Genomic DNA, 22506 nt, shown 5'->3' on the forward strand with positions numbered 1-22506 from the left:
TCCCCTGTAAGTGAAAAATTCAAACTGTTAAAAAGCAAAAGGGGTGGAAATAAATTACCACCCCTCTTTGGTTGCCATGCGGCGCTGGAAAAATTACAGCAGGCCGTATTGCTTCAATTTTTTACGCAGTGTGCCACGGTTCAACCCCAATACTTGTGCAGCGCGGGTTTGGTTGTGACGAGTGTATTTCAATACGATTTCAAGCATTGGCGCTTCCACTTCTGCCTGAACCATTTCGTAAACATTGCTTACGTCCTGGCCATCAAGGTGTTTGAAATAATTTTCCATTGCTTGCTCTACGCAGCCGCGCAGCGATTGAGCTTGTACTGGTTGGTTGGGGCTTGCAGCTTGTGCTGGAGTTGATTCAGCAAAGAAAGTTGCGGTGTTCATGCGGCTTTTTCCTCTTTCGTAAGCAGCTGTTCAAAGAAATTTTGAATGCTGGTTTGTTGTTCTTCCGCGTTATCTATAGCGTTAAAGGTTTTGCGAAAAGCTTCGCTGCCAGGAACCGTTTGCAAATACCAACTCGCATGTTTGCGAGCGATACGCGGGCCCATAAACTCACCATAAAAACGGTATAGCTCACACAGATGGGTACATAAAATATCCCTGACTTCGATCAGGGACGGTTCGGGTAATTGCTCACCGGTACGCAGGTAATGCGCAATTTCCCGGAAGATCCAGGGGCGGCCTTGGGCGGCCCGTCCAATCATCACCGCTGCGGCACCCGTGTGATCCAACACGGCTTTGGCTTTGTGCGGTGAATCTATATCGCCATTGGCAAACACGGGAATCTTCACCGCATTCACTACACTGGCGATGGTGTCGTACTCGGCTTGGCCCAAAAAAGCATCGGCGCGGGTACGGCCATGAAGCGCCAAAGCTTGTATGCCGGCATCTTCGGCGATGCGTGCAATACGCACAGCATTGCGTTCTTCGTTGCTCCAGCCAGTGCGAAATTTCAGGGTGACCGGAATGTCCACTGAACTTACCACTGCCTGCAAAATATCAGCGACCAGTTGCTCATCTTTCAAAAGCGCAGAACCGGCGGCTTTTTTACATACTTTCTTGGCGGGGCAACCCATGTTGATATCAATAATCTGGGCGCCATTGGCCGCATTCAGGCGCGCTGCCTCAGCCATCATCTCCGGATCACCGCCGGCAATTTGCACCGCAATCGGCTCGGCTTCGCCGGTGTGATCCATCCGCAAGCTACTTTTACGGCTATTCCACAATGCAGAATCGGCGGTAAGCATCTCCGAGATCACCAAGCCTGCATCCAGTGAACGGCATAATTGACGAAAAGGTCGGTCAGTAACGCCTGCCATAGGCGCGAGAATGACCTGACTGTCGATGCAATAGGGGCCGATAGTAAACACGTGGCTGGCTTGTAGTGAGTGAATCGTTTAGTTGCGGTTGAGCCGAAAATGCCGGTTTCACCTGGGTATTCCCATGCCATTTCGGTCTTGGGTGCCCTGCGTAAAAGGGTCGCCATAATACCCGTTTGAGCGGTGGTTTGGAACGCAAAAAGCAGAAAAAATGGCGTTTTTTTGAGCGATAAAAACGCGTTTTTTAGTCGTTTTGGGTTGCAAAAAAAAGTGAATTGGGGCAGGTCTGGGCGGAGCTGCCGTTATGATTATGGTTAGCGCGGAATATCGATGTGGTAATTGACCGCTTCCGGGCCCGGATCAACCATATCGAGACTGATGTGGACTTTTCTGTTTTGCGGCATTAGGTCCTGGCCTGCGACTTCACCGCCCAAATACTCCTTGGGAACAAAACGGCGGGAGGCAACTGGCTTCTCATCGATATTGGTGAATACCAGAATCAGGTCAGGGTAAGGTTGTTCGAATGGTGCATTGTTAATGATCATCACATCGACCGCCAGTGCGCCCGGCGTTTCCGGAATCTCGCGTACCACCAGATTGGATGCCACTATACGGCTGGTATCCACTAGAGTTGGTACTTCACAGCCAATGTAAGGACAGAGGAATAGATAACCGGTGCGATAGGGTTCGGCGCGGCTGAAATAATCAAACTTAAACCAGCCGACCTGGATGATCAGTGCAACCAACGCAAGCAAGCTGAGGCTTGGCCAGAGTTTCCGCTGATACCAACGGCGCATCCGCTTGGCAGTGAATTCAATTGGCGCCGGCATAATGTTCATCAGCAATGCGGTGCGTGAACCATCGTAAGCGCGGATTTTGGGTTGGGTTTTTACCTGGCGTTTAGGCGAATTATCGTCAGCGCTCTCATCCGGGGTCTCGAAGATGCTCGGGTCGAGCAATGGACCGGTGTTTTCCGGAACAGGTGCTTGGGTAAAACCTTGATTACTTGGAATGCGGGCGAGTTCATCACTAATGATGAAATCGTCACTGGATATTTCGCTTTGCTGTGGTTTTTCCTCTGGTTCACCAATCAAGCTGAATACGAGTCCAGGTGTAGATGCTGGCGCTGGTGAATAGGATTCGGTTGGACCAGTGTCCCTTGTTTCGGGGTTAACTGCATAACTGGCCGTCAGTTCATCATCGGCGAGTTGCTCTTCCGTCTTGGGTTTGAGGATGCCAAGTTGCGGTGTGCCATCGTCCTCTTCATCAATCAACATCTCCGCCCAGGATTCATCGGCGTCCTTGCTGGAATCGTCTTCATCCTTATCGCGAATTTTGCGCTCGAAGAGTGACACTTCGGATTTTGGAGCCAGATCGATATCCATAAAGCCATCGAATTCATAATTCTTGTTGTCGCTCTTATGGTCATCCATATCATCGCTGATCAAGATGTCATCTGATTGTGCGAAGGGGGATTTGTCAATCACACGCACAACGGGTTTTGCGGTCTTTGGAGTCACTGTTTTTGCAACTGGGGATGATGCTGGCAAGTCCACGCCAAGTGGTTTGATCGCACTTAAAATTGCGGATTCGACCACTGTTGCTGGTTTGCTTGCGGGCGGTAATGGGGCAAGCGGTTTTTGCGGTGCGGTTACTACTGCTGTCGGGGTTGGTGTTTTTGCCGGCTCAATCGATATAGTGGTTTTTGCTGATATGTTGCTTTTTGCTATTGCGGTGCCAGTCGATGGTTTTAGCTGCGGTGCAGCGGTAGATTGTGGACTTGCGACTATATACTCCTGCGCTTTGAATACATGCAAACAAGACCCGCAACGTACCGCACCTTTAGCGGATTGCAACTGGGTCGGTGTCACGCGAAATGCAGTCCCGCATTTGGGGCAACGGGTGATGATTTGTTTGCTCGCAGAAGTCATTGTCTATTTGCCTGGTGCATTGGAGTCATGAAAACCCCGTTACATTATTATCGATGGTTAACAGTGTAACTTTAGGGAGACGTACGGTAAATTCCGGCGACAGCCGGTAGGCGTTTTCTCCCTCGGCAATGCCAACTAGCTCACCTTTGTTGCGGTCAAGCGCACCCATTCTTCCTGCTCGGCAAGGGGGTCAAATACAAACCAGGGTTCGTAAGCTGCTATTACAGACTTGGCCTGCACTGACAAAATCCCTGATAAGCAAAGCTTTCCGCCGATTTTGGTCATGGTGCTGAGCGATGGCGCAAGCTCGGCTAAAGGGCCGGCGAGGATATTGGCGAGCATTACATCTACCTGGACCGGTGGACAGTGAGGTGGCAAATACACAGGCATTGCGTCGGCTGGTAAGTTATTGCGCTTGGCGTTTTCGGTGGTGGCCAGTAATGCCTGGGGGTCAATATCTACGCCGATCACTTTTTTAGCGCCCAGCAGCAATGCAGCTATACCGAGGATGCCGGAGCCGCAGCCGTAATCAACGACTTCCAGTCCATCGAAGTTTTGCTGGTCGATCCACTGCATACACAAAAACGTAGTGGGATGGGTTCCAGTACCAAACGCGAGGCCGGGGTCGAGCATCAGGTTTACTTTTTCCGGCTCGGGTGGCTGCTGCCAGCTAGGGCAAATCCACAGGCGTTCACCGCAGCGGATTGCATGGTAGTTGCTCATCCATTCGCGTTCCCAATCCTTATCTTCCAATTGTTCCCAGTGGTGCTCCGGCAGTGAATTGCCAAAACGCCGCTCGGCAATGGCGATGGTCTTGGCGGTATCTATCTCCGCGTCAAATAACCCGGTTATTTTCACGCTGTCCCACAGCGGCGTTTCGCCCAAACCGGGTTCAAGAATGGGTTGGTCTGCATTGTCTTGCAGGGTGACAGAGGCAGCACCACAAGCAAGTAATGAATCCTCAAGTGATTCGGCATAGCGGCGTGGAGTGACAATTTTAAGTTGCAGCCAAGGCATAAGATTTATTTCTTGATAGAGATTTAATCGTAGGGATGCAATTTATTGCGCCCTGAATTATCGCATCCAATATTTTGGAGGTTGGAATGATGGATGCAAATCATAAATCGTGCAATGTAAAAGGGCGCGATAAATCGCGCCCCTACAATTACATCAAAGCATGGTGTTGAATTTATTCCGCCAGTTTCTTTTCCAGATAATGGATGTTCACACCACCTTTGCGGAACCCGGTATCGCGCACCAGCATTTGTTGTAGTGGGATATTAGTGCGAATGCCATCAACAATGGTTTCATCCAGCGCGTTGCGCATACGGTTCAAGGCGATTTCGCGCGTATCACCAAAAGTGATAATCTTGGCGATCATTGAATCGTAATTCGGCGGAACTGTGTAGCCATTATACAAATGCGAGTCTACACGCACACCCAAACCACCGGGTGCGTGGAAACCTTTGACCAAGCCGGGGCAGGGCATAAAGGTTTTTGGATCTTCGGCGTTGATACGGCATTCAAATGAGTGACCGCGAATAACTACGTCAGATTGTTTGTACGACAGTGGCAAGCCAGAACAAACACGAATCTGTTCTTTAATCAAATCGATGCCGGTCACCATTTCGGATACCGGATGTTCCACTTGAATACGGGTGTTCATCTCGATGAAATAGAAGCGACCGTCTTCGTACAAAAATTCAAATGTACCTGCACCTTTGTATTTGATGTCGATACACGCTTTAACGCAGGCTGCGTAGGTTTCTTCGCGTACTTCTTGCGGAATTCCCGGTGCCGGTGCTTCTTCCAATACTTTCTGGTGACGGCGTTGCAATGAGCAGTCGCGGTCGCCTAAATGGATTGCATGGCCTTGCCCATCGGAAAGAATCTGAACTTCCACATGACGTGGATTCTGCAGGAATTTTTCCATGTACACGGTGCCATCACCGAAAGCAGCTTTGGCTTCGCCCTGGGTGATGTGGATAGAGTTGATCAGTGCGGCTTCGGTGTGTACTACGCGCATACCGCGACCGCCACCGCCGGCAGCAGCTTTGATAATAATCGGGTAGCCGATGCGCTTGGCGATTTTATGGCACTCTTCCTCGTCATCAGGCAGTGGACCATCTGAACCGGGCACGGTAGGAACGCCGGCTTTTTTCATCGCCTTAATTGCCTCTACTTTGTCACCCATCATGCGGATTACATCCGGGTCCGGACCGATAAAGGTAAAGCCGCTTTTTTGCACGCGTTCGGCAAAGTCAGCGTTTTCGGCAAGGAAACCATAACCCGGGTGAACGGCTTGGGCATCAGTGATTTCCATGGCAGCAATAATTGCCGGCACATTCAAATAGCTTTTTGGCGATGGATTGGGACCAATACAAACAGATTCATCGGCCAGGCGTACGTGTTTCAAATCACGGTCGATCTGCGAATGGACAGCAACAGTTTTGATGCCCATTTCTTTACAGGCGCGCAAAACACGCAGTGCAATTTCGCCACGGTTGGCGATCAGAATTTTATCGAACATAAACCAGTTCCTCAGCGTTTAGCGATTGGGCTGCCGCGCACGGCAACCGCAATGGATGATTAAGCAATAGTCACTAAAGGCTGATCAAATTCAACTGGGTTACCATCTTCAACCAAAATGGCTTCGATAACGCCAGACTTATCGGCTTCGATCTGGTTCATCATTTTCATCGCTTCGATGATACAGATAACGTCGCCTGCCTTAACGTGTTTGCCTATTTCGATAAAGGAAGGTGAGCCCGGGCTTGGTGAGCGGTAGAAAGTGCCGACCATAGGTGATTTAACCACATGGCCTGAAGTGGCGGGTGCGGCGGCAGGTGTAGAAGCTACCGGTGCGGCCGCTACCGGTGCAGCAGCGGGAGCTGCCGCTGGTGCTGCATAAGCTGGTGCCGGAGCGCTGAAATATTGGGTGGTGCCACTGTTACGTGCGATACGAACAGATTCTTCGCCTTCTTTGATTTCCAGTTCGCCGATGTTGGACTCTTCCAACAGCTCGATCAGTTTTTTAATTTTGCGAATATCCATGGTGTCCTCTCTGCAACAAGGTGATGGTTGGTTTTGGTGTTAATACCAAATATTAAAAATCAATTAACTACTTGATCAGGTTGAATGCGGCCTGCAATGCCAGTTCGTAACTGGCAGCGCCGAAGCCGCAGATGACGCCTTGGGCGACATCAGAAAAATAGGAGTGGTGACGAAAAGCTTCGCGCTTGTGCACATTGGATAAATGCACCTCAATAAACGGAATATCAACACCCAATAATGCATCGCGCAAGGCGACACTGGTATGGGTAAAAGCAGCAGGGTTGATAATGATGAAATCGACCCCTTCTTTGCGCGCATCGTGAATACGATCAATCAATTCATATTCAGCATTGCTTTGCAGGGTTTGTAAATGATGGCCGGCGGCAGTGGCAGTTTGGGTCAAGGTGCGATTGATATCAGCGAGCGTAATTGCACCGTAGATGCCTGGTTCGCGCAGCCCTAATAAATTCAGGTTGGGGCCGTGAAGTACCAAAATGGTTGCCATTAACAGTGATCCTGCGGTGATTTTCTGGTTTTGTGCCGAAACTTGCAGCGAAAGGCCAAGTTCAGCTTGCCGGGATTTCAAAGTGGAGGGAGTTTGCCGCAAAAAACAGGATATGTCCACGTTAGCAGCGAAATTTTGTTTAGATAGCAGAAAATGCCTGCATGATTGCAGAAGTTGGTCGAAGAAGTAGTAAAAATAGTGCTGCAAATAGCTATTTTGTTCGATTATCCCCGCATCTTGCCTTCATTTTAACGACAAGATGCAAGAAGTTATATGATATTGGTAATAAATGAGCCTATTGTCGCCAATAATAAGCAATTTAAGGCTTATTTTCACTTTTCAATGTTTTAATAAGCAGATCTTGCGTTAATAATTGCGGTAAAACAATAGCTTTATCAACGCTGTTGGCGGGAAACCAGAGGTATAAAGGTACACCGCTACGACCATATTCCTGCAGGAGTTCAGTGATGTTCGGATCAGTATTTGTCCAATCACCTTTAATTGTCGCTACGTTAAGTTCGTCAAACGTCTGCTCGACTGCCTCGGTGTGCAGCGCGATTTTCTCGTTAGCAAGGCAAGTCAGGCACCAATCGGCAGTCAAATTAATAAACACTGGCCGGCCTTCGGTGCGTAATGCATTTACCAGGTCAGGACTATAGGTTTGCCAGCGATCCGATATTACCTGCCGCTCGCGATGTTCTGCTCCTTGCCACACTAATACGATTGCCAGTACCCAGCTCGCAGCAATGCTGGCTCGGCGCACTAGTTGCCAAAATCCACGGGCTTCACGCCCCAATAGCCAACAACCGAAAGCGATGGCGACCGCACCGACGCACAACATTGCCATGCCACTAACACCGGTTTGGCGACCAAATACCCATAGGAGCCAAATGGCACTAAGGTAAAGGGGGAAGGCGAGGAATTGTTTGAGATTATCCATCCATACGCCTGGTCTGGGCAGGCGGGTTGCCAGCGCTGGCAAATAGCAGAGCAATAATAGTGGGAGCGCCATGCCAAAGCCCAATGCCGCGAAAACGGCGAAGCAGGCGATGGCTGGCTGCGTTAACGCAAATCCTAGTGCAGCGCCCATAAAGGGAGCAGTGCAGGGGCTGGCAACGACGGCAGCCAACACGCCGGTAAAAAACGAGCCGCTCAAGCCGGATTTTTCCGTCAGGCTTTGGCCTGCACCCATCAACCGCGTACCGAAATGAATCAGGCCAGACATGCTCAGACCCATTACAAAAAACAAATAGGCGAGCGCGGCGATCAACCCGGGTGATTGCAATTGAAAGCCCCAGCCGATAGCTTCGCCACCTTTACGTGCGAGTAATAGCGCCGCTGCAAAACCCACAAAACACACCACAATCCCAAGGGTGTAAACCCAGCCATGGGTAGCAAGCCGCGCGCGATCCGCCGCCGCCAGGCTCATCACTTTAATAGAAAGCACCGGGAACACGCAGGGCATTAAATTGAGGATCATCCCGCCTAGCACGGCAAATAAAATGGCTTGCAATAACCAACCTGAGTCAGGTGTAGCGGGTGCATTTTGAGGTGCAGGAATAGGTGTAGAGGCTGGCGATTGCGCCAGTGTTGCAGCGGATGTTTGCTCGACCACGGATGCACTGGCAGGATCAACAGCCAGGGTCAGTTTTTGTGGTGGATAGCAAAGGCCTGCATCGGCACAACCTTGGTATTCCAATTTTACATTGAATGGTTTGGCAATGCCCGCTAAGTCGAAGCTCGCCGCTACCTCATGGTAATGCACCATGGTTTCGCGTTCGAATAGTTCGTCATATTTCATCTTCCCCGGCGTGTAGCTGGGGGTGATCCGGACTCCCTCATCGGCGTGGAATTTGAATCGCTCTTCATATAAATAGTAGCCATCGGCAATTTGCCAATGCAGTACCAGTTTGCCCTGGTCAATGGTGTAGCCGGGTTTGAATGCTTCTGCTACCGGTAAAAACTCGTCCTGTCCCGAAAGTAAATTGGAATTTAGTGTGCTATTGCTCTTGGCAAATGGATCGGCTTTTTGTGTTAGCAAGTCATCAGCAAAGCAGATGGGGACCAGCAAAAGCGATAATAAAAGCAATTTCACACTGAGCGATAATGAAGACAGGCTGCGCATGGTAGTTGGTGTTTCCCGGTCTGGATAAAAAATTCATGCATGGTTTAAGCGGAAGCTCGACGAGGAACATCCCACAAGGGGTGCCCGACGAGGCGACTTACAGTAACATACGTCGCTTTGTAGACAACCGGCAATGAACATCATTCTACCTGATGTGTATTTTTTCTTTCGCGGTAGTCGGTCAACTCATCAATGTGAAGGAAGTTGTTCTTCCGTTATCCCATTCAAGAGAAAAAGTTTTATGGTTAATTTAGTCATTCGCAGTGGTGTAGTAATAGGTGTTGTCTGCGCACTGAGCGCATGCCAGGCGCCTTTTTTTGCCAATCAGAAAAAACAGCCCGCTCCAGCGCCTGCACCGGTAGTGCAGCCCAAACCGGTCGTACAGGATTCGCAAGCGGTGAAATTGCTGATCCTCAATGGCGAATACACCCTGGCGCAAAATCAGCTGCTGACTCCCGCCAATGACAATGCGTATGATTATTTTCGTGCAGCGCTGAAACTTAATCCCGACAGCAGTCGAGCCAAAGGCGGCCTTCAGGGAATTGTCATGCGCTACGTTGATCTCGCCCGCCAGGCAGCTGCGCGCGGTAATTATTCGCAAGCGACGACCATGCTCAACAACGCACGGATTGTTGATCCTGATAATTTATTAATTAAAGAAGTGTCTGAAGGCCTTGCTGCGCAAATTAAATCAGCGCCCCCGGTTGAGCCATATCGCGGCGGCTCCAACGAGTTTTTGTTGGACGCAAGTTTGTTAGGTAAAGATGATCCCAAAATTCTTGCCCGAATTTCCGAAATCGCGCAAAAGCTAAAATCAACCAATAGTCTCGCCATTATTATCGCCCGCAGCGATGTGGAAGGCCGTTGGATCTATCAAAAAATGCGCGATGCAGTACCGGGGTATCGCGTACGCGGTGATATTAAATTAGGTGGTCCACCACGTGTACAGCTGATAGCTGAGGCACAATGATTTAATCATCCGGCTCCACTTTATTGAGTGAGCCGTTGACAGCCATTTTAATTATTAAAATTTTATGCGCGTTATCTACAGCCTGTTTTTCTACTGTTTATTGCCTTTTATTTTGCTGCGGTTGCTTTGGCGCTCTGTGGCAACGCCGGCCTATGCGAAGCGTTGGGCGGAACGTTTCGGTTTTTTTCCAACACTGGTTACCGCTAAAAAGGTGGCTTGGCTGCATACAGTATCTGTTGGTGAATTCCTGGCGGCATTGCCGATGATTCGTCGGTTACTGGCGGACCAGGGTTTGCAGCTGGTAATTACCACTACAACCCCAACTGGTTCTGAGCGGGTGCGTGCCACTTTGGGTGATTCAGTTTTTCATGTTTATGCACCCTATGATTTACCCGATGCTCTTGCCCGATTCATAAGGCGAATCAAACCTTCTCTTTATTTGGTAATGGAAACGGAACTATGGCCGAATACATTGGCGGTATGCGCGCGCAATAATATTCCGGCGATATTAATTAATGGGCGATTGTCGGAAAAGTCCGCGCGGGGTTATGCACGTTTTGGCGCATTGACTAAACCGATGTTGCAAAACTTGTCTTGTGCTGCAATTCAAAACTCAACTGATGCTGGTCGTTTTATCGCACTGGGTTTACCTGAGTCAAACGTGAGGGTGACGGGTAATATTAAATTCGATTTGAGTTTAAGTGATGATCTGCGTAATCAGGCGGTGCTGCTGAAAGGGCAATTATCAAATGACGGTCGGCGATTGGTGTTAATTGCAGCCAGTACTCATCAAGGGGAAGACGAAATTATTCTCGACGCATTTACGCAAGTGCGCGCAAGTGAAAACTCTTCAGCAAAATCTGCGGTTCTGATTCTGGTGCCGCGCCATCCTGAACGGTTTGATCGAGTGGGACAGTTATGTGTTAATAGAGGCTTTTCTGTTGCGCGACGCAGTGATCGCAGTTGGAGTAATCAAAACGATATTTTGCTCGGTGATACCATGGGAGAGTTGATGTTGATGTTTGGCGCCAGCGATATCGCATTTGTCGGTGGCAGCCTTGTGCCTAATGGCGGGCATAATTTTATCGAGCCGGCGGCTTGGGGATTGCCATTGATAAGCGGAGAACACTTATTTAATTTTGCAGAAGTTGCGCGCTTACTTAACGATGCGGGCGCTTTAACAACAGTAAATTCGGCGCAGTCACTTGCAAAGGAGTTTATTCGTTTGCTTAGTGATGAATCGCGCAGGGCCGCAGTTGGTTCGGCTGCTTTGCAAGTCGCCCTGGATAATCGTGGCGCCTTGGATAAAACCTTGGCAGTGATTACTGATTATCTGAGATAAATGGTCTTATTTTTTTATTGTTTACATCTAATTGTATAGAAAATAAAAGGACGCCGGATTTTCAGTTAATGAAAATCCGGCGTTTTTTTATCGCTAACAATTAATAGTTGGTGATGCCTGAGCTGGTACAGCTTGCCCATTTACCGATACAGATACTGCCTGCATTTTTTAACCGGCTATTGGTGATTTTTGCAGTGCTGGTGGAACTGTCAGTGCGGAATATACCTTCACCCATATTGGAGATCTGGCAGCGATCTACATTTACTGCAATCTTGAAGGTAGTGCCACCGTTCTGACGCAAGAATTTACCCATGTTATCAACCACACAGTTGGACACATTTAAAGTAGATGCCGCATTTACCTGGATAAATTTATCGGAGCCAGCGAAACCGGAAATATTTTTCACATTTACCGTACCGGAAGATTTGATCGTCATCGCATCTTCACCCACATTGGTCCAACGAATATTATCGATGGAGCCGCCGTTATAAAAGTGAATACCATCGGCCGCATTATTGCCGAATACGACGTTTTTCAAGGTTGCACCATTTTCTACACGGAACACCGGTTTTTGCCCTTCACTTTGGCTGCCATCACCCAGCGCACTTGTTGCATTAAATACTTTGCAACCGCCATCGTAAGTACCGCTGGAAACGATAATGGTAGAGCTTACATTCACTGTAGATCCACCTGAGCCACAAGTTGCACCGGTGATGTTGCCTGAACTACCGCCACTGCTGCTGTTACTGCCGGACGATGAGGTGGATGGTGATGATGAAGTGGTACCACCAGAACCGGAGGAGGGAATTGAACATTCTTTTACTGATTTCGATGGGTTTGGGTCTGAGCCAAAAGTGGCAACTGAACAGGAAAAACTGTCACTTAAAATTTTATAAACAAATTTATCTGCAGCACCGAAAGCAACATTGGTTGAGCCGCTGACCGAACATGTTTGTCCTGATTTACAAATGGTGACATAACCATCAGGACGGTTGGATGCAGAAAATGCGCTGGCAGCGCAACCGAGTAACGCAGTAGTAATGAAGGTTTTTTTTAACATGATTTCAATCTCGTCAGTTATTGGGGATAAATGAACGGATTGACCGAATAATGACGCCTGCTAAATTCAGGGGAGTTACAGCTTTCCAGAGAAATAAGCGCAGACTATTTATTGTTATATGTGCTCTTGATACGGCGAAAAGCGAGGGAACTATACGGTTGTTTATTAAACAACAGAATCCATTTATGTGACAAATAAATGTTTTTGTGATGAGGTTGCGAAAGATGTATTGATTGATACGTCACTTATTGTTTGGATTTTTTATCCATAAAAAATGCCGGACTAAAAAAGCCCGGCATTTTTATTGAAAAACGTGATTTTAACTAATCAGTTTTCGTATTTGCTGCGGTTAACCAACGCATCATCCAGTAACCACTTATCGATTTCCTGTACATCGGCTGGCGTCAACATACCGGCTACTTCGCGCAGTTTGATCGTGTCGATAACATAGTTGAACAGTGCATCTGAATAATCGCGGCGCGCTTGGTAAAGGTTGCGCTGTGACAGCAACACTTCCACCAGGTTACGGGTACCTACTTCATAGCCGGATTGGGTTGCTTCCAGCGCAGATTGGCTGGATACAATCGCCTGCTTGCGCGCTTGTACGCTCGCCACATCGGTTTCTACCGAAAGGTGCAGTGCGCGAGTACTTTGGATAACGCTGCGCTGGGTGCTGTTATACAACTCTTGCGCCTGGGTGTATTGCGCATAAGCCTGGCGACTGCGGCCAGTTGTTGCGCCACCACTGAAAATCGGCACTTCCATGCGGATCTTGATGGTGCTGCCATCTCTTGCAGTGTCCATTGGATCGCCTGTTTCAATGCCGTCATTTTCGGTATCTGAATAAGCCAAAGTTGCTCCAATGGTGGGGAGATGTCCTGATTTATTTGCTCTTGCGGTTTGCAACGCAGCGTCAGCCTGAAGTTTTGACGCTTTTAAGCTGTAGTTGTTTTTCAGTGAAAACTCGACCCAATCAGCGCGGTTGGCTGGCGAAGGGTTGATCACTGGAAATTGCGGTGACAGTGGCGCTACCTGATCTTCTGGTTTACCGGTCAGTACTTCCAAAGCTTCGTAATTGATGCTGAGGTTGCCGCGTGCTTCCAATGCAAATGCACGAGCGCTATCAAATGCAGCTTGGGCTTCATGCACTTCAGTGATTGCTGTCAAACCTACTTCAAAACGCTGTTTGGTTTGCTCGAGCTGTTTCTCAAGCGCTTTTTCTTCAGCAATGTTTGCCTCCAGAGTTTCAACCGAACGCAACACGTTAAAATAAGCTTCTGCTACGCGCACAATCAAGCTTTGCTGGTCAGCGCCATATTGAGCTTCAGCTTGTTCGCTCAGTTTTGCCCCTTGTTTGTAGATATACCAGGAGGACATATTAAACAGTGGTTGGGTAAGGGAAATATCCCACCCCTTGGAGTCATAATCGTTTTTGATCGTGGTATTGGTCAGATTATTTGTATATTCACCATCGGTTTTGGAAACCTCGGCACCCGCATTGATTTGCGGAAGCAATCCTGACCGACCAATAGTTTTGTTCTGTAATCCAGCTTCATATTTGGCTTGATCGGCTTTTAATTGGGCATCGTTTTTCAGTGCCAGCTCATACACATCCAGCAGGCTATTGGCGCTGGCAGTCAAAGGTGCAAGAGAAAACAGGCTGACGAGCAGGTAAAGCTTGGTCTTTTTCATAGAGGTTTCCAAAAGTCCAGAGTTGAGAATTCCAGTTCTACACCAGTAATAACCATGCATCTGGTGTGTGTTAGCCGAATCGGCCATAAGCGTTTGTACGAATGGCGTGGAGTGTAGCCGCTTGCTGCCTTTGGGTCGAGAAGTGCGCGGGAGTTCACCGGTTAAAAAGGGTAAAACGCGCCGCTTTCAGAGTGAAGTTACAAATGTAAGCTTCGCCCGCTGTTTACCTAACTATACGGTTTGGCGATCCTGATGGGTTTAGCCATAGGGCCACCAGTAAGGCGCAGGTATGACGCTTCCGAGGCAGGTTCAAGTCGTTAGACGCAGCAGTGCATCATATAGATTCAATGATCGCAAAAATGTCAGTTTCACTAACTGTTTTACTTATCCTTGCGGTTGTTTTTTAGACGATTGGAGGTGATATCCCATCAGGGTTCAATTGGTTTGAATCCATCAACCAATAATCCCAACCCGCGCTTGGGGGAAATCTGTTCCTTTACTCTCCCCATTAACTCCAATAGACTGCCATTTTTCTTGTCGGGGTGCTTTTCCACTTGGGTTACAAGTGATGAGGCTGAGACATACCCGTCGACCTGATCCGGTTAGTACCGGCGTAGGGAACGAGAGCTTCATTATGTGATGTGCCTATGGCATTCCTCTCCAGTTCCGCGCCTTTCTTTTTGCGGAATTTCAATGAGTCCATCAGCTCCATTATCTGTCTCCCCATCAACAGGTCTTTTACCGACCGGGACACCTATTGCCCTGACTATTGCTGGCAGCGATAGTGGTGGTGGTGCGGGTATCCAGGCGGACTTGAAAGCGTTTTCCGCATTGGGTGTATTTGGTTGCAGTGCGCTTTCGTCACTCACCGCGCAAAACACATTAGGCGTGCAAGGTGTACTGCCGATTCCTCCTGAGTTCGTACAGCAGCAAATCCAATCGGTGCTGAGTGATATCAATGTCGGTGCAATCAAAACCGGCATGTTGGCAACTGCCGATATCATTGCTGCAGTTGCTGAGTCCCTTAGTGCCTATCCACAAATTCCATTTGTGCTTGATCCGGTGATGGTGGCCACGAGTGGCGACCGCTTGTTGGCGGAAAATGCGATTCAGACGCTGATCGAAAAATTAATACCGCTGGCAACGCTGATCACGCCCAACTTGCATGAAGCGGCAGTGCTACTCAATGCGTCTGTAGCGATCAACCTTGAGCAAATGCAAACTCAAGGCGAGCAATTGTTGCGAATAGGTGCAAAAGCCGTGTTGATAAAAGGCGGCCACACTGACGGTGAAAATGCAACAGATTTATTAATTACTATCGATGGTGTCGAGGCATTTTCTGCTCCGCGTTTATCGACCAATAATACCCACGGAACCGGATGCACATTGGCATCGGCAATTGCTGCAGGGCTAGCGAAAAAATTATCGCTCAGTGAATCAGTCAGGCAGGCGAAAGATTATTTGCACAATGCACTTGTGCATTCCGAAAAATTAAAGATAGGGCAGGGCGCAGGGCCTGTTCATCACTTTTATTCGTTTTATTAAGTTGTTTGCATGAGTGACACTAATTGCGCTAGAACGACTGCTCACCATTAATGTAAAAATTTAAATCAGGTTTGATAACTCAAACCTCCCAACCGTTTTAACAGAGAGGGGATACCATGAATAGCAGCGTCGAAAAAATCCTGAGTCAAACTGCCGAGGTCGATAAGGCGTCGGTGCAGCCGTTCACCGGATCACAGAAAATATATGTGCAGGGCTCGCGTGCGGATATCCGTGTGCCTATGCGTGAAATCATCCTGGCAGATACACCTACCGATTTTGGTGGCGAAAAAAATCCACCGGTGCGCGTATACGACACTTCCGGTCCGTACACTGACCCCAATGTTATTATCGATCTGCGTACCGGTTTAGGCGATGTTCGCAGTGTCTGGATTGAAGAGCGCAATGACAGTGAGATCCTGGAGGAGAGTCACTCGGAATTTACCAATGAGCGTTTGAATGATCCCAAGTTGGCGGCGCTGCGTTTTAATCTCACGCGCAAACCACGTCGCGCTAAAGCAGGCATGAATGTGTCGCAAATGCATTATGCCAAGCACGGTATTATCACTCCCGAAATGGAATACATCGCCATCCGTGAAAATATGGCGCTGGCTCAGGCACGTGAATTGGGTATTCTTAAAGAACAACATCAGGGCATGAGCTTTGGTGCGAGTATTCCTGATGAAATTACCCCGGAATTTGTGCGCAGTGAAGTGGCTCGCGGTCGTGCGATTATCCCTGCAAACATTAATCACCCCGAAGTTGAGCCAATGATTATCGGCCGTAATTTCCTGGTAAAAATTAACGGCAATATTGGCAACTCTGCTTTAGGTTCTTCAATCGAAGAGGAAGTAGAAAAACTGACATGGGGCGCGCGTTGGGGCGCCGATACTGTGATGGATTTGTCCACCGGTAAAAATATCCATGAAACCCGCGAATGGATTATTCGTAACTCACATGTACCCATTGGTACTGTACCTATTTATCAAGCGCTGGAAAAAGTAGATGGTGTTGCTGAAAATCTTACGTGGGAAATTTTCCGCGATACGTTGATCGAACAAGCCGAGCAGGGTGTCGATTACTTCACCATCCATGCCGGTGTATTGCTGCGTTATGTACCGCTTACCGCTAAACGTGTGACCGGTATTGTGTCGCGCGGTGGATCGATTATGGCCAAGTGGTGTTTGGCGCATCACAAAGAAAATTTCCTCTATACCCATTTCGATGAAATTTGCGAAATTATGAAAGCTTATGATGTCAGCTTTTCATTGGGCGATGGTTTGCGTCCCGGCTCGATTGCCGACGCGAACGACGAAGCGCAATTTGGCGAATTGGAAACTCTGGGTGAACTGACCAAAATTGCCTGGCAACATGATGTTCAATGTATGATTGAAGGTCCGGGGCACGTGCCTATGCACATGATCAAGGAAAATATGGAAAAACAATTGGAAGTTTGCGATGAAGCGCCTTTCTATACGCTCGGCCCATTGACCACTGATATCGCACCTGGCTACGACCATATCACCTCGGGAATCGGGGCTGCTATGATTGGTTGGTATGGTTGCGCTATGCTCTGTTATGTAACACCAAAAGAGCATTTGGGCTTGCCCAATAAAGACGATGTAAAAACAGGTATTATCACTTACAAAATTGCTGCGCACGCTGCGGATTTAGCTAAGGGCCATCCGGGTGCACAATTGCGCGATAACGCTTTGTCAAAAGCGCGCTTTGAATTCCGTTGGGAAGATCAGTTTAACCTTGGTCTTGATCCTGACACCGCTCGTTCTTACCATGACGAAACCTTGCCGAAAGATTCAGCAAAGGTAGCGCATTTTTGTTCTATGTGTGGGCCAAAATTCTGCTCCATGAAAATCACGCAGGAAGTACGTGACTACGCGGCTAAAAATGGTACTGATATTTCAGTAATTGGCGATCATCAAGTCATTAAAATGATTGATGTTGAAGCTGAAATGAAACAGAAATCCAAAGAGTTTTTGGAGCAGGGCTCCGAGTTGTACCATAAAGTATAGAGTAGCAATCGCGCCCTTGAATAAAGTTCATGGGCGCATCGATCAACGATAAACCTGCACAATAAAAAGCTATGATTAAAAAACCGGAATTTAGCCGCACGGATGTAGAGATCATCCGGCGCGAAGAAATGTACAAACGTTTTTTCCGCGTGGAAAAAGTATTTCTTCGCCACAAATTATTTGACGGTGGCTGGGGTAAGGAAATCAGCCGCGAATTATTTGTGCGTGGCGAAGCGGTTGCCGTTGTGCTTTATGATCCGGCAAATGATTTGATCGGCATGGTCGAACAATTCCGCATAGGTGCACTCAATGAACCTAACGGCCCTTGGTGCTATGAAGTCGTAGCCGGTATGTTGGAGGAGGGTGAATCGCCAGAAGAAGTGGCACGCCGTGAATTGATTGAAGAGGCAAATGTTACACCCTATGCGATGGAATATATTTGTAATTATCTGTCCAGTCCGGGCGGTTGCGATGAAAAATTACATTTATTCTGTGGCCTCTGCGATCTGAGTGAGGCTGGCGGTATTTACGGATTACCGGAAGAGGGGGAAGATATTCGCGTCCATGTTTTGGCAGCGGACGATGTGTTCGCTGAGTTATTAAACGGTGCTTTTAATAACGCCACCGCACTTATTTGTTTACAGTGGTTGCAATTGAACCGTTCGCGGTTGCGGTTGTGTTCGCAACCGACCGCCAATGAATAATTTTTTGTAACCATTGACTTAACATCGAGTCTGGCTAACACTTCCTTCAAGGGCGTTTTAATCGACATTGGTTGTGCCCGCTGTTCTAACATCGTATGTTAATTTCTTTTCACTATTTTTAAAGGCCTCTATGTTCACATTGCGCGCTGCCAAAGCCCAACCTGAATACGTTACTTACAAAGAGCGTTACAAGGTGGACTTACCATTGCAGATGGCTGAATGTGAAACCAATTATGCACGTTTAAGCAAATTGCTGGTCAAGCAGCATGCCGATAAATTGATAGTGCAAGACGAGTTTCGTTTTATGGTGTCGCGCGGCCAACAAAACTGGCTGCATGTACTGCGCATCACTGAGCGCTCACCCTATACCACCACATTGGAATTGGGCCGTACGGCTGTTGGTGAAAATTCTAATTGGTTGGCGATGCCTAAATTGACATTGCGTATGTATCACGATGCAAAGCTGGCCGAGGTATTGGCATGGGAAGGGCACAAACGCCTGCGTCCGCGTTATGAATATCCCAATCAGTCCATGTATCAGAATGACGAAAAATACCAGCTCAATCGTTTTCTAGGTGAGTGGCTGACGGTTTGTCTGGAGCATGGCCATAGCCTGGACGAAAGTTTTTGCTTTGAGTAAGACTTGTTTTCCGGTTTTTTAACTACCTTTATGGCGTGTCAATAATTGCTCGCTTCCTGTGTCGATGATTAAAATTCATCGGGAACAATTCTTAACTTCCTCACACTTTTTACACTTCTTGGGCCTAAATCCATTTTTTTCCACAGTTTCAGGGTGGCGTAAAGAATGATTAGCGTATATCGTTGCGATTGAAACTTATCCATTTTGACACTTAAGTCCACGCGTCAATGAGAGTGGAATTCAGTCTGTTAATCAACAGAAACCGACTATCGAAGGACGAGAGCAGCCAGTGCGTCTGATTCAGATAACCGATTGCCATTTGGGACCGCAACAAAGCGAAACCCTTTTGGGGTTAAATACCGACCAGAGCCTTGAGGATGTGCTACTGCTTATCCAACAGGCAGAGCCGCGTTTTGATCATTTAGTTTGTACCGGTGATGTTGCCAGTGCCGGTCACATAGACTGCTATCAACGTTTCGCTCGAACGATTCGCAGTCATTTTTCCCAACCTATCAGCTGGCTTGCCGGCAACCATGACTCTGCCGATATTATGGAATCGGTGCAAGAGTCCCTTGGTATTCAAGGACGGTTAGTGGAATTGGGTGAATGGTTATTAGTGTTGCTGGACTCCAGTGTCCCGGGCCAGGTTTACGGCCAACTTGCGGCCAGTGAGTTGGACTTTCTTGAGCATGTCCTTAAGGCTCATCCTGATAAACACACTATCGTTTCTCTGCACCATCAGCTTGTTCCCGTGGGGAGCGTATGGATCGACCAATATGTAGTGCGCAATTCAGATGCGCTATTCCAGTTGGTAGATGAATACCCGCAAGTGAAATTGATTGTCTGGGGCCATGTACATCAGGATTTCGAGATGCAACGCAAAGGCGTCACTATGGTCGCAACTCCTTCTACTTGTGTGCAATTTAAACCTCAATGTGATGACTTTACCGTGGATACCCAAATGCCGGGTTATCGCTGGTTTGAATTGAACGACGATGGCACCTTTGCCACCGGTATCGCCCGCGTCACCAATAAACAGTACGTGATCGATTACAAATCAGCGGGTTATTGATTGCCTATGGCTGCATTGCTGTATATCCACGGTTTCCTCAGCTCTCCCCTCTCGTTCAAAGCGCAGCAAACAGCACAATGGCTGGCTGCGTATCATCCGGACATTGAATTCCACTGCCCGCAATTAACGCCTTATCCCGCCGATACCCAACAATTGCTGGAGTCGCTTGTTGAGCGCTTACTACCTGAGCCTGTGTATGTAATGGGAAGTTCGCTGGGAGGATTCTGGGCGACATGGCTGGCGGAAAAATACGACTTGCGTGCAGTGCTGATTAATCCGGCAGTTCGCCCGCAGGATTTTATGCCTGCTTATTTAGAGGTTGACCTGAAAAGTTATCACACGGATGATAGCTACCGCTTAAGCGCACACCACATCGACGAGGCTGTTGCGGTCGATGTGCCGGTTACGCGCCTGCAAAATTATTGGTTGTTGGTGCAAACAGGTGATGAAACCCTGGATTACCGACAAGCTGTGCAAAAATACCAATCGTGCAAACAGACAATAGAAGAGGGCGGAGATCATTCCTTCCAGGGATTTGAGCGCTTTCTTGATGATTGCATTCTCTTTTTTAAACACTCGGCCTTTTTTTAAACTACTCGGTAAATAGAAAATAATATGGCTAATTATTCCGCAGAAGATATTGAAGTACTCACGGGATTAGACCCGGTTAAAAAACGCCCCGGTATGTATACCGAAACTACACGCCCCAATCATCTTGCGCAGGAAATTATCGATAACTCGGTGGACGAAGCTCTCGCAGGTCACGCCAAATCGATCAATGTTATTTTGCATAAAGATCAATCAATCACTGTCATCGATGATGGTCGTGGTATGCCGGTGGATATCCATCCCGAGCAAGGCAAACCCGGTGTCGAAGTTATTTTGTGTACACTCCACGCGGGCGGTAAATTCTCCAACAAAAACTATCAATTCTCCGGTGGTTTGCATGGTGTAGGTGTTTCGGTTGTGAACGCCCTGTCCGAGAAATTAATTGTCACCGTTAAGCGCGACGGCAACGTATACCAAATGGGTTTTTCCAATGGCGAAAAAGCCAGCGATCTGGAAATTATCGATACCTGTCCCAAGCGTCAAACCGGCACCAGTGTTCATTTTTTACCGAACCCTGGTTATTTTGATTCCAACAAATTCTCTGTTAGCCGCATGCGTCATGTACTGCGTGCAAAAGCAGTTTTGTGCCCGGGATTGTCGGTTTCATTTTTGGATGAACAGACCGGCGAAAAAGATGAATGGTATTACGAAGATGGTTTAAAAGATTATCTCGCCGGTGCCACGCAAGAATTTATTACTTTGCCTGAGCATCCCTTTGTGGGCGATTTTAGCGGCCAAACGGAAGCCGTAACCTGGGCATTGCAATGGTTGCCGGAAGGTGGCGAATTAATTCAGGAAAGTTACGTCAACCTGATTCCCACCGCTCAGGGTGGAACTCATGTAAATGGTTTGCGTACCGGCTTGTTGGATGCGTTACGCGATTATTGCGAATTCCGCAATTTAATTCCGCGCGGTATAAAACTCGCCCCGGAAGATTTATGGACGGCATGTTGTTTTGTCTTATCGTACAAGCATGCCGATCCACAATTCTCCGGCCAAACCAAAGAGCGTTTAACTTCGCGTGAAGCTGCTGCGTTTGTATCCGGAATTACCAAAGATGCTTTCGCGCTTTGGTTAAACCAGCACACAGAAGATGGCGACAAGCTCGCTGAATTTTGTATCAGCAACGCGCAAAAACGTGTGCGTGCGAGCAAAAAAATTGAACGTAAACGTGTTACCCAAGGGCCGGCGTTGCCTGGCAAATTGGCTGATTGTTCCAGCGGCGATCCGGCGCGCAGTGAATTATTTTTAGTAGAGGGTGATTCGGCGGGCGGTTCAGCTAAACAAGCGCGCGACCGTGAATTCCAGGCCATCATGCCGCTGCGCGGGAAAATCCTGAATACCTGGGAGGTAGATTCCGGAGAGATTCTTGCGAGTCAGGAAGTGCACGATATTTCCGTCGCCATTGGTATGGACCCCGGCAGTGAAGATCTCGGCGAATTGCGTTATCACAAAATTTGTATTCTCGCCGATGCGGACTCGGATGGATTGCACATCGCCACTTTGTTGTGTGCACTGTTTGTAAAGCATTTTCCAGTGCTGGTTCGCCATGGTTATGTCTATGTGGCAATGCCACCGCTGTACCGTATTGATATCGGCAAGGAAGTGTATTACGCGCTTGATGAAGGTGAGAAGAACGGTGTGCTCAATCGTATCGCAGCCGAAAACAAAAAAGGTAAACCTAACGTGCAGCGCTTTAAAGGTTTGGGGGAAATGAACCCTTTGCAGTTGCGTGAAACTACGATGGCACGCGACACTCGCCGATTGGTTCAGCTCACTATCGGTGAAGAAGATGGCACTATGCAAATCATGGATATGATGCTCGCCAAAAAGCGCGCGGGCGATAGAAAAAATTGGCTGGAGGAAAAGGGTAATCTGGCTGAGATTGCTGTGTAGTTGCAGTAG

At 48.1% G+C, this 22506-nt stretch carries 19 protein-coding genes and 1 riboswitch; of the genes, 9 read left to right on the forward strand and 10 right to left on the reverse strand.

Annotated features, from left to right (window positions below):
• Positions 1-93 precede the first annotated feature (93 nt).
• The 8 genes from fis to AC1RJL_RS03395 all read right to left on the reverse strand — a co-directional run bounded on the left by fis (position 94) and on the right by AC1RJL_RS03395 (position 8940).
• The gene (gene fis / locus AC1RJL_RS03360; protein WP_435783704.1) at positions 94-390 is read right to left on the reverse strand and encodes a DNA-binding transcriptional regulator Fis; all 297 of its coding nucleotides are present in this window, start codon (positions 388-390) and stop codon (positions 94-96) included.
• The gene (dusB, locus tag AC1RJL_RS03365) at positions 387-1376 is read right to left on the reverse strand and encodes a tRNA dihydrouridine synthase DusB (RefSeq protein WP_492911335.1); all 990 of its coding nucleotides are present in this window, start codon (positions 1374-1376) and stop codon (positions 387-389) included. Before dusB ends, fis begins: the two co-directional genes overlap by 4 nt.
• 263 nt (positions 1377-1639) lie before the next feature.
• Positions 1640-3256, reverse strand: a complete 1617-nt coding sequence (locus AC1RJL_RS03370) for a DUF3426 domain-containing protein (RefSeq protein WP_492911336.1) — start codon at positions 3254-3256, stop codon at positions 1640-1642.
• 135 nt (positions 3257-3391) lie between these two features.
• Positions 3392-4273, reverse strand: coding sequence for a 50S ribosomal protein L11 methyltransferase (prmA, locus tag AC1RJL_RS03375; protein ID WP_492911337.1), 882 nt, complete (start codon positions 4271-4273; stop codon positions 3392-3394).
• A 172-nt stretch (positions 4274-4445) separates the two neighbouring features.
• Positions 4446-5786 (reverse strand): acetyl-CoA carboxylase biotin carboxylase subunit, encoded by a 1341-nt coding sequence (gene accC / locus AC1RJL_RS03380; RefSeq protein WP_492911338.1) that lies wholly within the window; start codon positions 5784-5786, stop codon positions 4446-4448.
• A 59-nt stretch (positions 5787-5845) separates the two neighbouring features.
• Positions 5846-6310 carry an acetyl-CoA carboxylase biotin carboxyl carrier protein gene (gene accB, locus AC1RJL_RS03385; protein ID WP_492911339.1) on the reverse strand — a complete coding sequence of 155 codons (465 nt, stop codon included), beginning with the start codon at positions 6308-6310 and terminating at the stop codon, positions 5846-5848.
• Between the two features lie 67 nt (positions 6311-6377).
• A complete protein-coding gene (gene aroQ, locus AC1RJL_RS03390) occupies positions 6378-6815 on the reverse strand; it encodes a type II 3-dehydroquinate dehydratase (protein ID WP_492911340.1) in 438 nt (145 codons plus the stop codon).
• 319 nt (positions 6816-7134) lie between these two features.
• Positions 7135-8940 (reverse strand): protein-disulfide reductase DsbD family protein, encoded by a 1806-nt coding sequence (locus AC1RJL_RS03395; protein WP_492911341.1) that lies wholly within the window; start codon positions 8938-8940, stop codon positions 7135-7137.
• A 241-nt stretch (positions 8941-9181) separates the two neighbouring features.
• Here AC1RJL_RS03395 and AC1RJL_RS03400 point away from each other — a divergent pair, with 241 nt between their 5' ends.
• Positions 9182-9910: a tetratricopeptide repeat protein gene (locus tag AC1RJL_RS03400; protein ID WP_492911342.1), complete on the forward strand. Its 729-nt coding sequence runs from the start codon at positions 9182-9184 to the stop codon at positions 9908-9910.
• Between the two features lie 64 nt (positions 9911-9974).
• The gene (gene waaA / locus AC1RJL_RS03405; protein ID WP_492911343.1) at positions 9975-11252 is read left to right on the forward strand and encodes a lipid IV(A) 3-deoxy-D-manno-octulosonic acid transferase; all 1278 of its coding nucleotides are present in this window, start codon (positions 9975-9977) and stop codon (positions 11250-11252) included.
• Positions 11253-11352: 100 nt separating this feature from the next.
• Here waaA and AC1RJL_RS03410 read toward each other — a convergent pair whose 3' ends face one another.
• Together AC1RJL_RS03410 and AC1RJL_RS03415 are read right to left on the reverse strand one after the other, a co-directional pair.
• Positions 11353-12312 carry a pectate lyase gene (locus tag AC1RJL_RS03410; protein ID WP_492911344.1) on the reverse strand — a complete coding sequence of 320 codons (960 nt, stop codon included), beginning with the start codon at positions 12310-12312 and terminating at the stop codon, positions 11353-11355.
• 327 nt (positions 12313-12639) lie between these two features.
• On the reverse strand, positions 12640-14004 hold the full coding sequence (locus AC1RJL_RS03415; protein ID WP_492911345.1) for a TolC family outer membrane protein: 1365 nt from the start codon (positions 14002-14004) through the stop codon (positions 12640-12642).
• Between the two features lie 528 nt (positions 14005-14532).
• Positions 14533-14641, forward strand: a riboswitch (TPP riboswitch).
• A gap of 56 nt (positions 14642-14697) precedes the next feature.
• Between AC1RJL_RS03415 and thiD the strand changes: the two genes are divergently transcribed.
• The 7 genes from thiD to parE all read left to right on the forward strand — a co-directional run bounded on the left by thiD (position 14698) and on the right by parE (position 22497).
• On the forward strand, positions 14698-15549 hold the full coding sequence (gene thiD, locus AC1RJL_RS03420) for a bifunctional hydroxymethylpyrimidine kinase/phosphomethylpyrimidine kinase (RefSeq protein ID WP_492911346.1): 852 nt from the start codon (positions 14698-14700) through the stop codon (positions 15547-15549).
• Between the two features lie 116 nt (positions 15550-15665).
• Positions 15666-17576 carry a phosphomethylpyrimidine synthase ThiC gene (gene thiC, locus AC1RJL_RS03425; RefSeq protein ID WP_492911347.1) on the forward strand — a complete coding sequence of 637 codons (1911 nt, stop codon included), beginning with the start codon at positions 15666-15668 and terminating at the stop codon, positions 17574-17576.
• Positions 17577-17647: 71 nt separating this feature from the next.
• Complete coding sequence (locus tag AC1RJL_RS03430; RefSeq protein ID WP_492911348.1) at positions 17648-18280, forward strand: NUDIX domain-containing protein; 633 nt, start codon at positions 17648-17650, stop codon at positions 18278-18280.
• Positions 18281-18410: 130 nt separating this feature from the next.
• Positions 18411-18920, forward strand: coding sequence for a DUF1249 domain-containing protein (locus AC1RJL_RS03435; RefSeq protein ID WP_492911349.1), 510 nt, complete (start codon positions 18411-18413; stop codon positions 18918-18920).
• Positions 18921-19188: 268 nt separating this feature from the next.
• Positions 19189-19992: a 3',5'-cyclic-AMP phosphodiesterase gene (gene cpdA, locus AC1RJL_RS03440; RefSeq protein ID WP_492911765.1), complete on the forward strand. Its 804-nt coding sequence runs from the start codon at positions 19189-19191 to the stop codon at positions 19990-19992.
• A 6-nt stretch (positions 19993-19998) separates the two neighbouring features.
• The gene (locus tag AC1RJL_RS03445; RefSeq protein ID WP_492911350.1) at positions 19999-20583 is read left to right on the forward strand and encodes a YqiA/YcfP family alpha/beta fold hydrolase; all 585 of its coding nucleotides are present in this window, start codon (positions 19999-20001) and stop codon (positions 20581-20583) included.
• Between the two features lie 24 nt (positions 20584-20607).
• Entirely contained in the window at positions 20608-22497 is a 1890-nt protein-coding gene (parE, locus tag AC1RJL_RS03450) for a DNA topoisomerase IV subunit B (protein WP_492911351.1), read from the forward strand.
• Positions 22498-22506 lie beyond the last annotated feature (9 nt).

Source organism: Cellvibrio sp. GW822-FHT04B05, from assembly GCF_058800985.1.

Coding starts and splice junctions, on each gene's coding strand:
- AC1RJL_RS03370 (WP_492911336.1), bottom strand. CDS start 3,256: ATGACTTCTGCGAGCAAACAAATCATCACCCGTTGCCCCAAATGCGGG.
- thiC (WP_492911347.1), top strand. CDS start 15,666: ATGAATAGCAGCGTCGAAAAAATCCTGAGTCAAACTGCCGAGGTCGAT.
- AC1RJL_RS03430 (WP_492911348.1), top strand. CDS start 17,648: ATGATTAAAAAACCGGAATTTAGCCGCACGGATGTAGAGATCATCCGG.
- AC1RJL_RS03410 (WP_492911344.1), bottom strand. CDS start 12,312: ATGTTAAAAAAAACCTTCATTACTACTGCGTTACTCGGTTGCGCTGCC.
- waaA (WP_492911343.1), top strand. CDS start 9,975: ATGCGCGTTATCTACAGCCTGTTTTTCTACTGTTTATTGCCTTTTATT.
- accC (WP_492911338.1), bottom strand. CDS start 5,786: ATGTTCGATAAAATTCTGATCGCCAACCGTGGCGAAATTGCACTGCGT.
- AC1RJL_RS03435 (WP_492911349.1), top strand. CDS start 18,411: ATGTTCACATTGCGCGCTGCCAAAGCCCAACCTGAATACGTTACTTAC.
- AC1RJL_RS03445 (WP_492911350.1), top strand. CDS start 19,999: ATGGCTGCATTGCTGTATATCCACGGTTTCCTCAGCTCTCCCCTCTCG.
- AC1RJL_RS03395 (WP_492911341.1), bottom strand. CDS start 8,940: ATGCGCAGCCTGTCTTCATTATCGCTCAGTGTGAAATTGCTTTTATTA.
- parE (WP_492911351.1), top strand. CDS start 20,608: ATGGCTAATTATTCCGCAGAAGATATTGAAGTACTCACGGGATTAGAC.
- fis (WP_435783704.1), bottom strand. CDS start 390: ATGAACACCGCAACTTTCTTTGCTGAATCAACTCCAGCACAAGCTGCA.
- AC1RJL_RS03415 (WP_492911345.1), bottom strand. CDS start 14,004: ATGAAAAAGACCAAGCTTTACCTGCTCGTCAGCCTGTTTTCTCTTGCA.
- prmA (WP_492911337.1), bottom strand. CDS start 4,273: ATGCCTTGGCTGCAACTTAAAATTGTCACTCCACGCCGCTATGCCGAA.
- aroQ (WP_492911340.1), bottom strand. CDS start 6,815: ATGGCAACCATTTTGGTACTTCACGGCCCCAACCTGAATTTATTAGGG.
- thiD (WP_492911346.1), top strand. CDS start 14,698: ATGAGTCCATCAGCTCCATTATCTGTCTCCCCATCAACAGGTCTTTTA.
- AC1RJL_RS03400 (WP_492911342.1), top strand. CDS start 9,182: ATGGTTAATTTAGTCATTCGCAGTGGTGTAGTAATAGGTGTTGTCTGC.
- accB (WP_492911339.1), bottom strand. CDS start 6,310: ATGGATATTCGCAAAATTAAAAAACTGATCGAGCTGTTGGAAGAGTCC.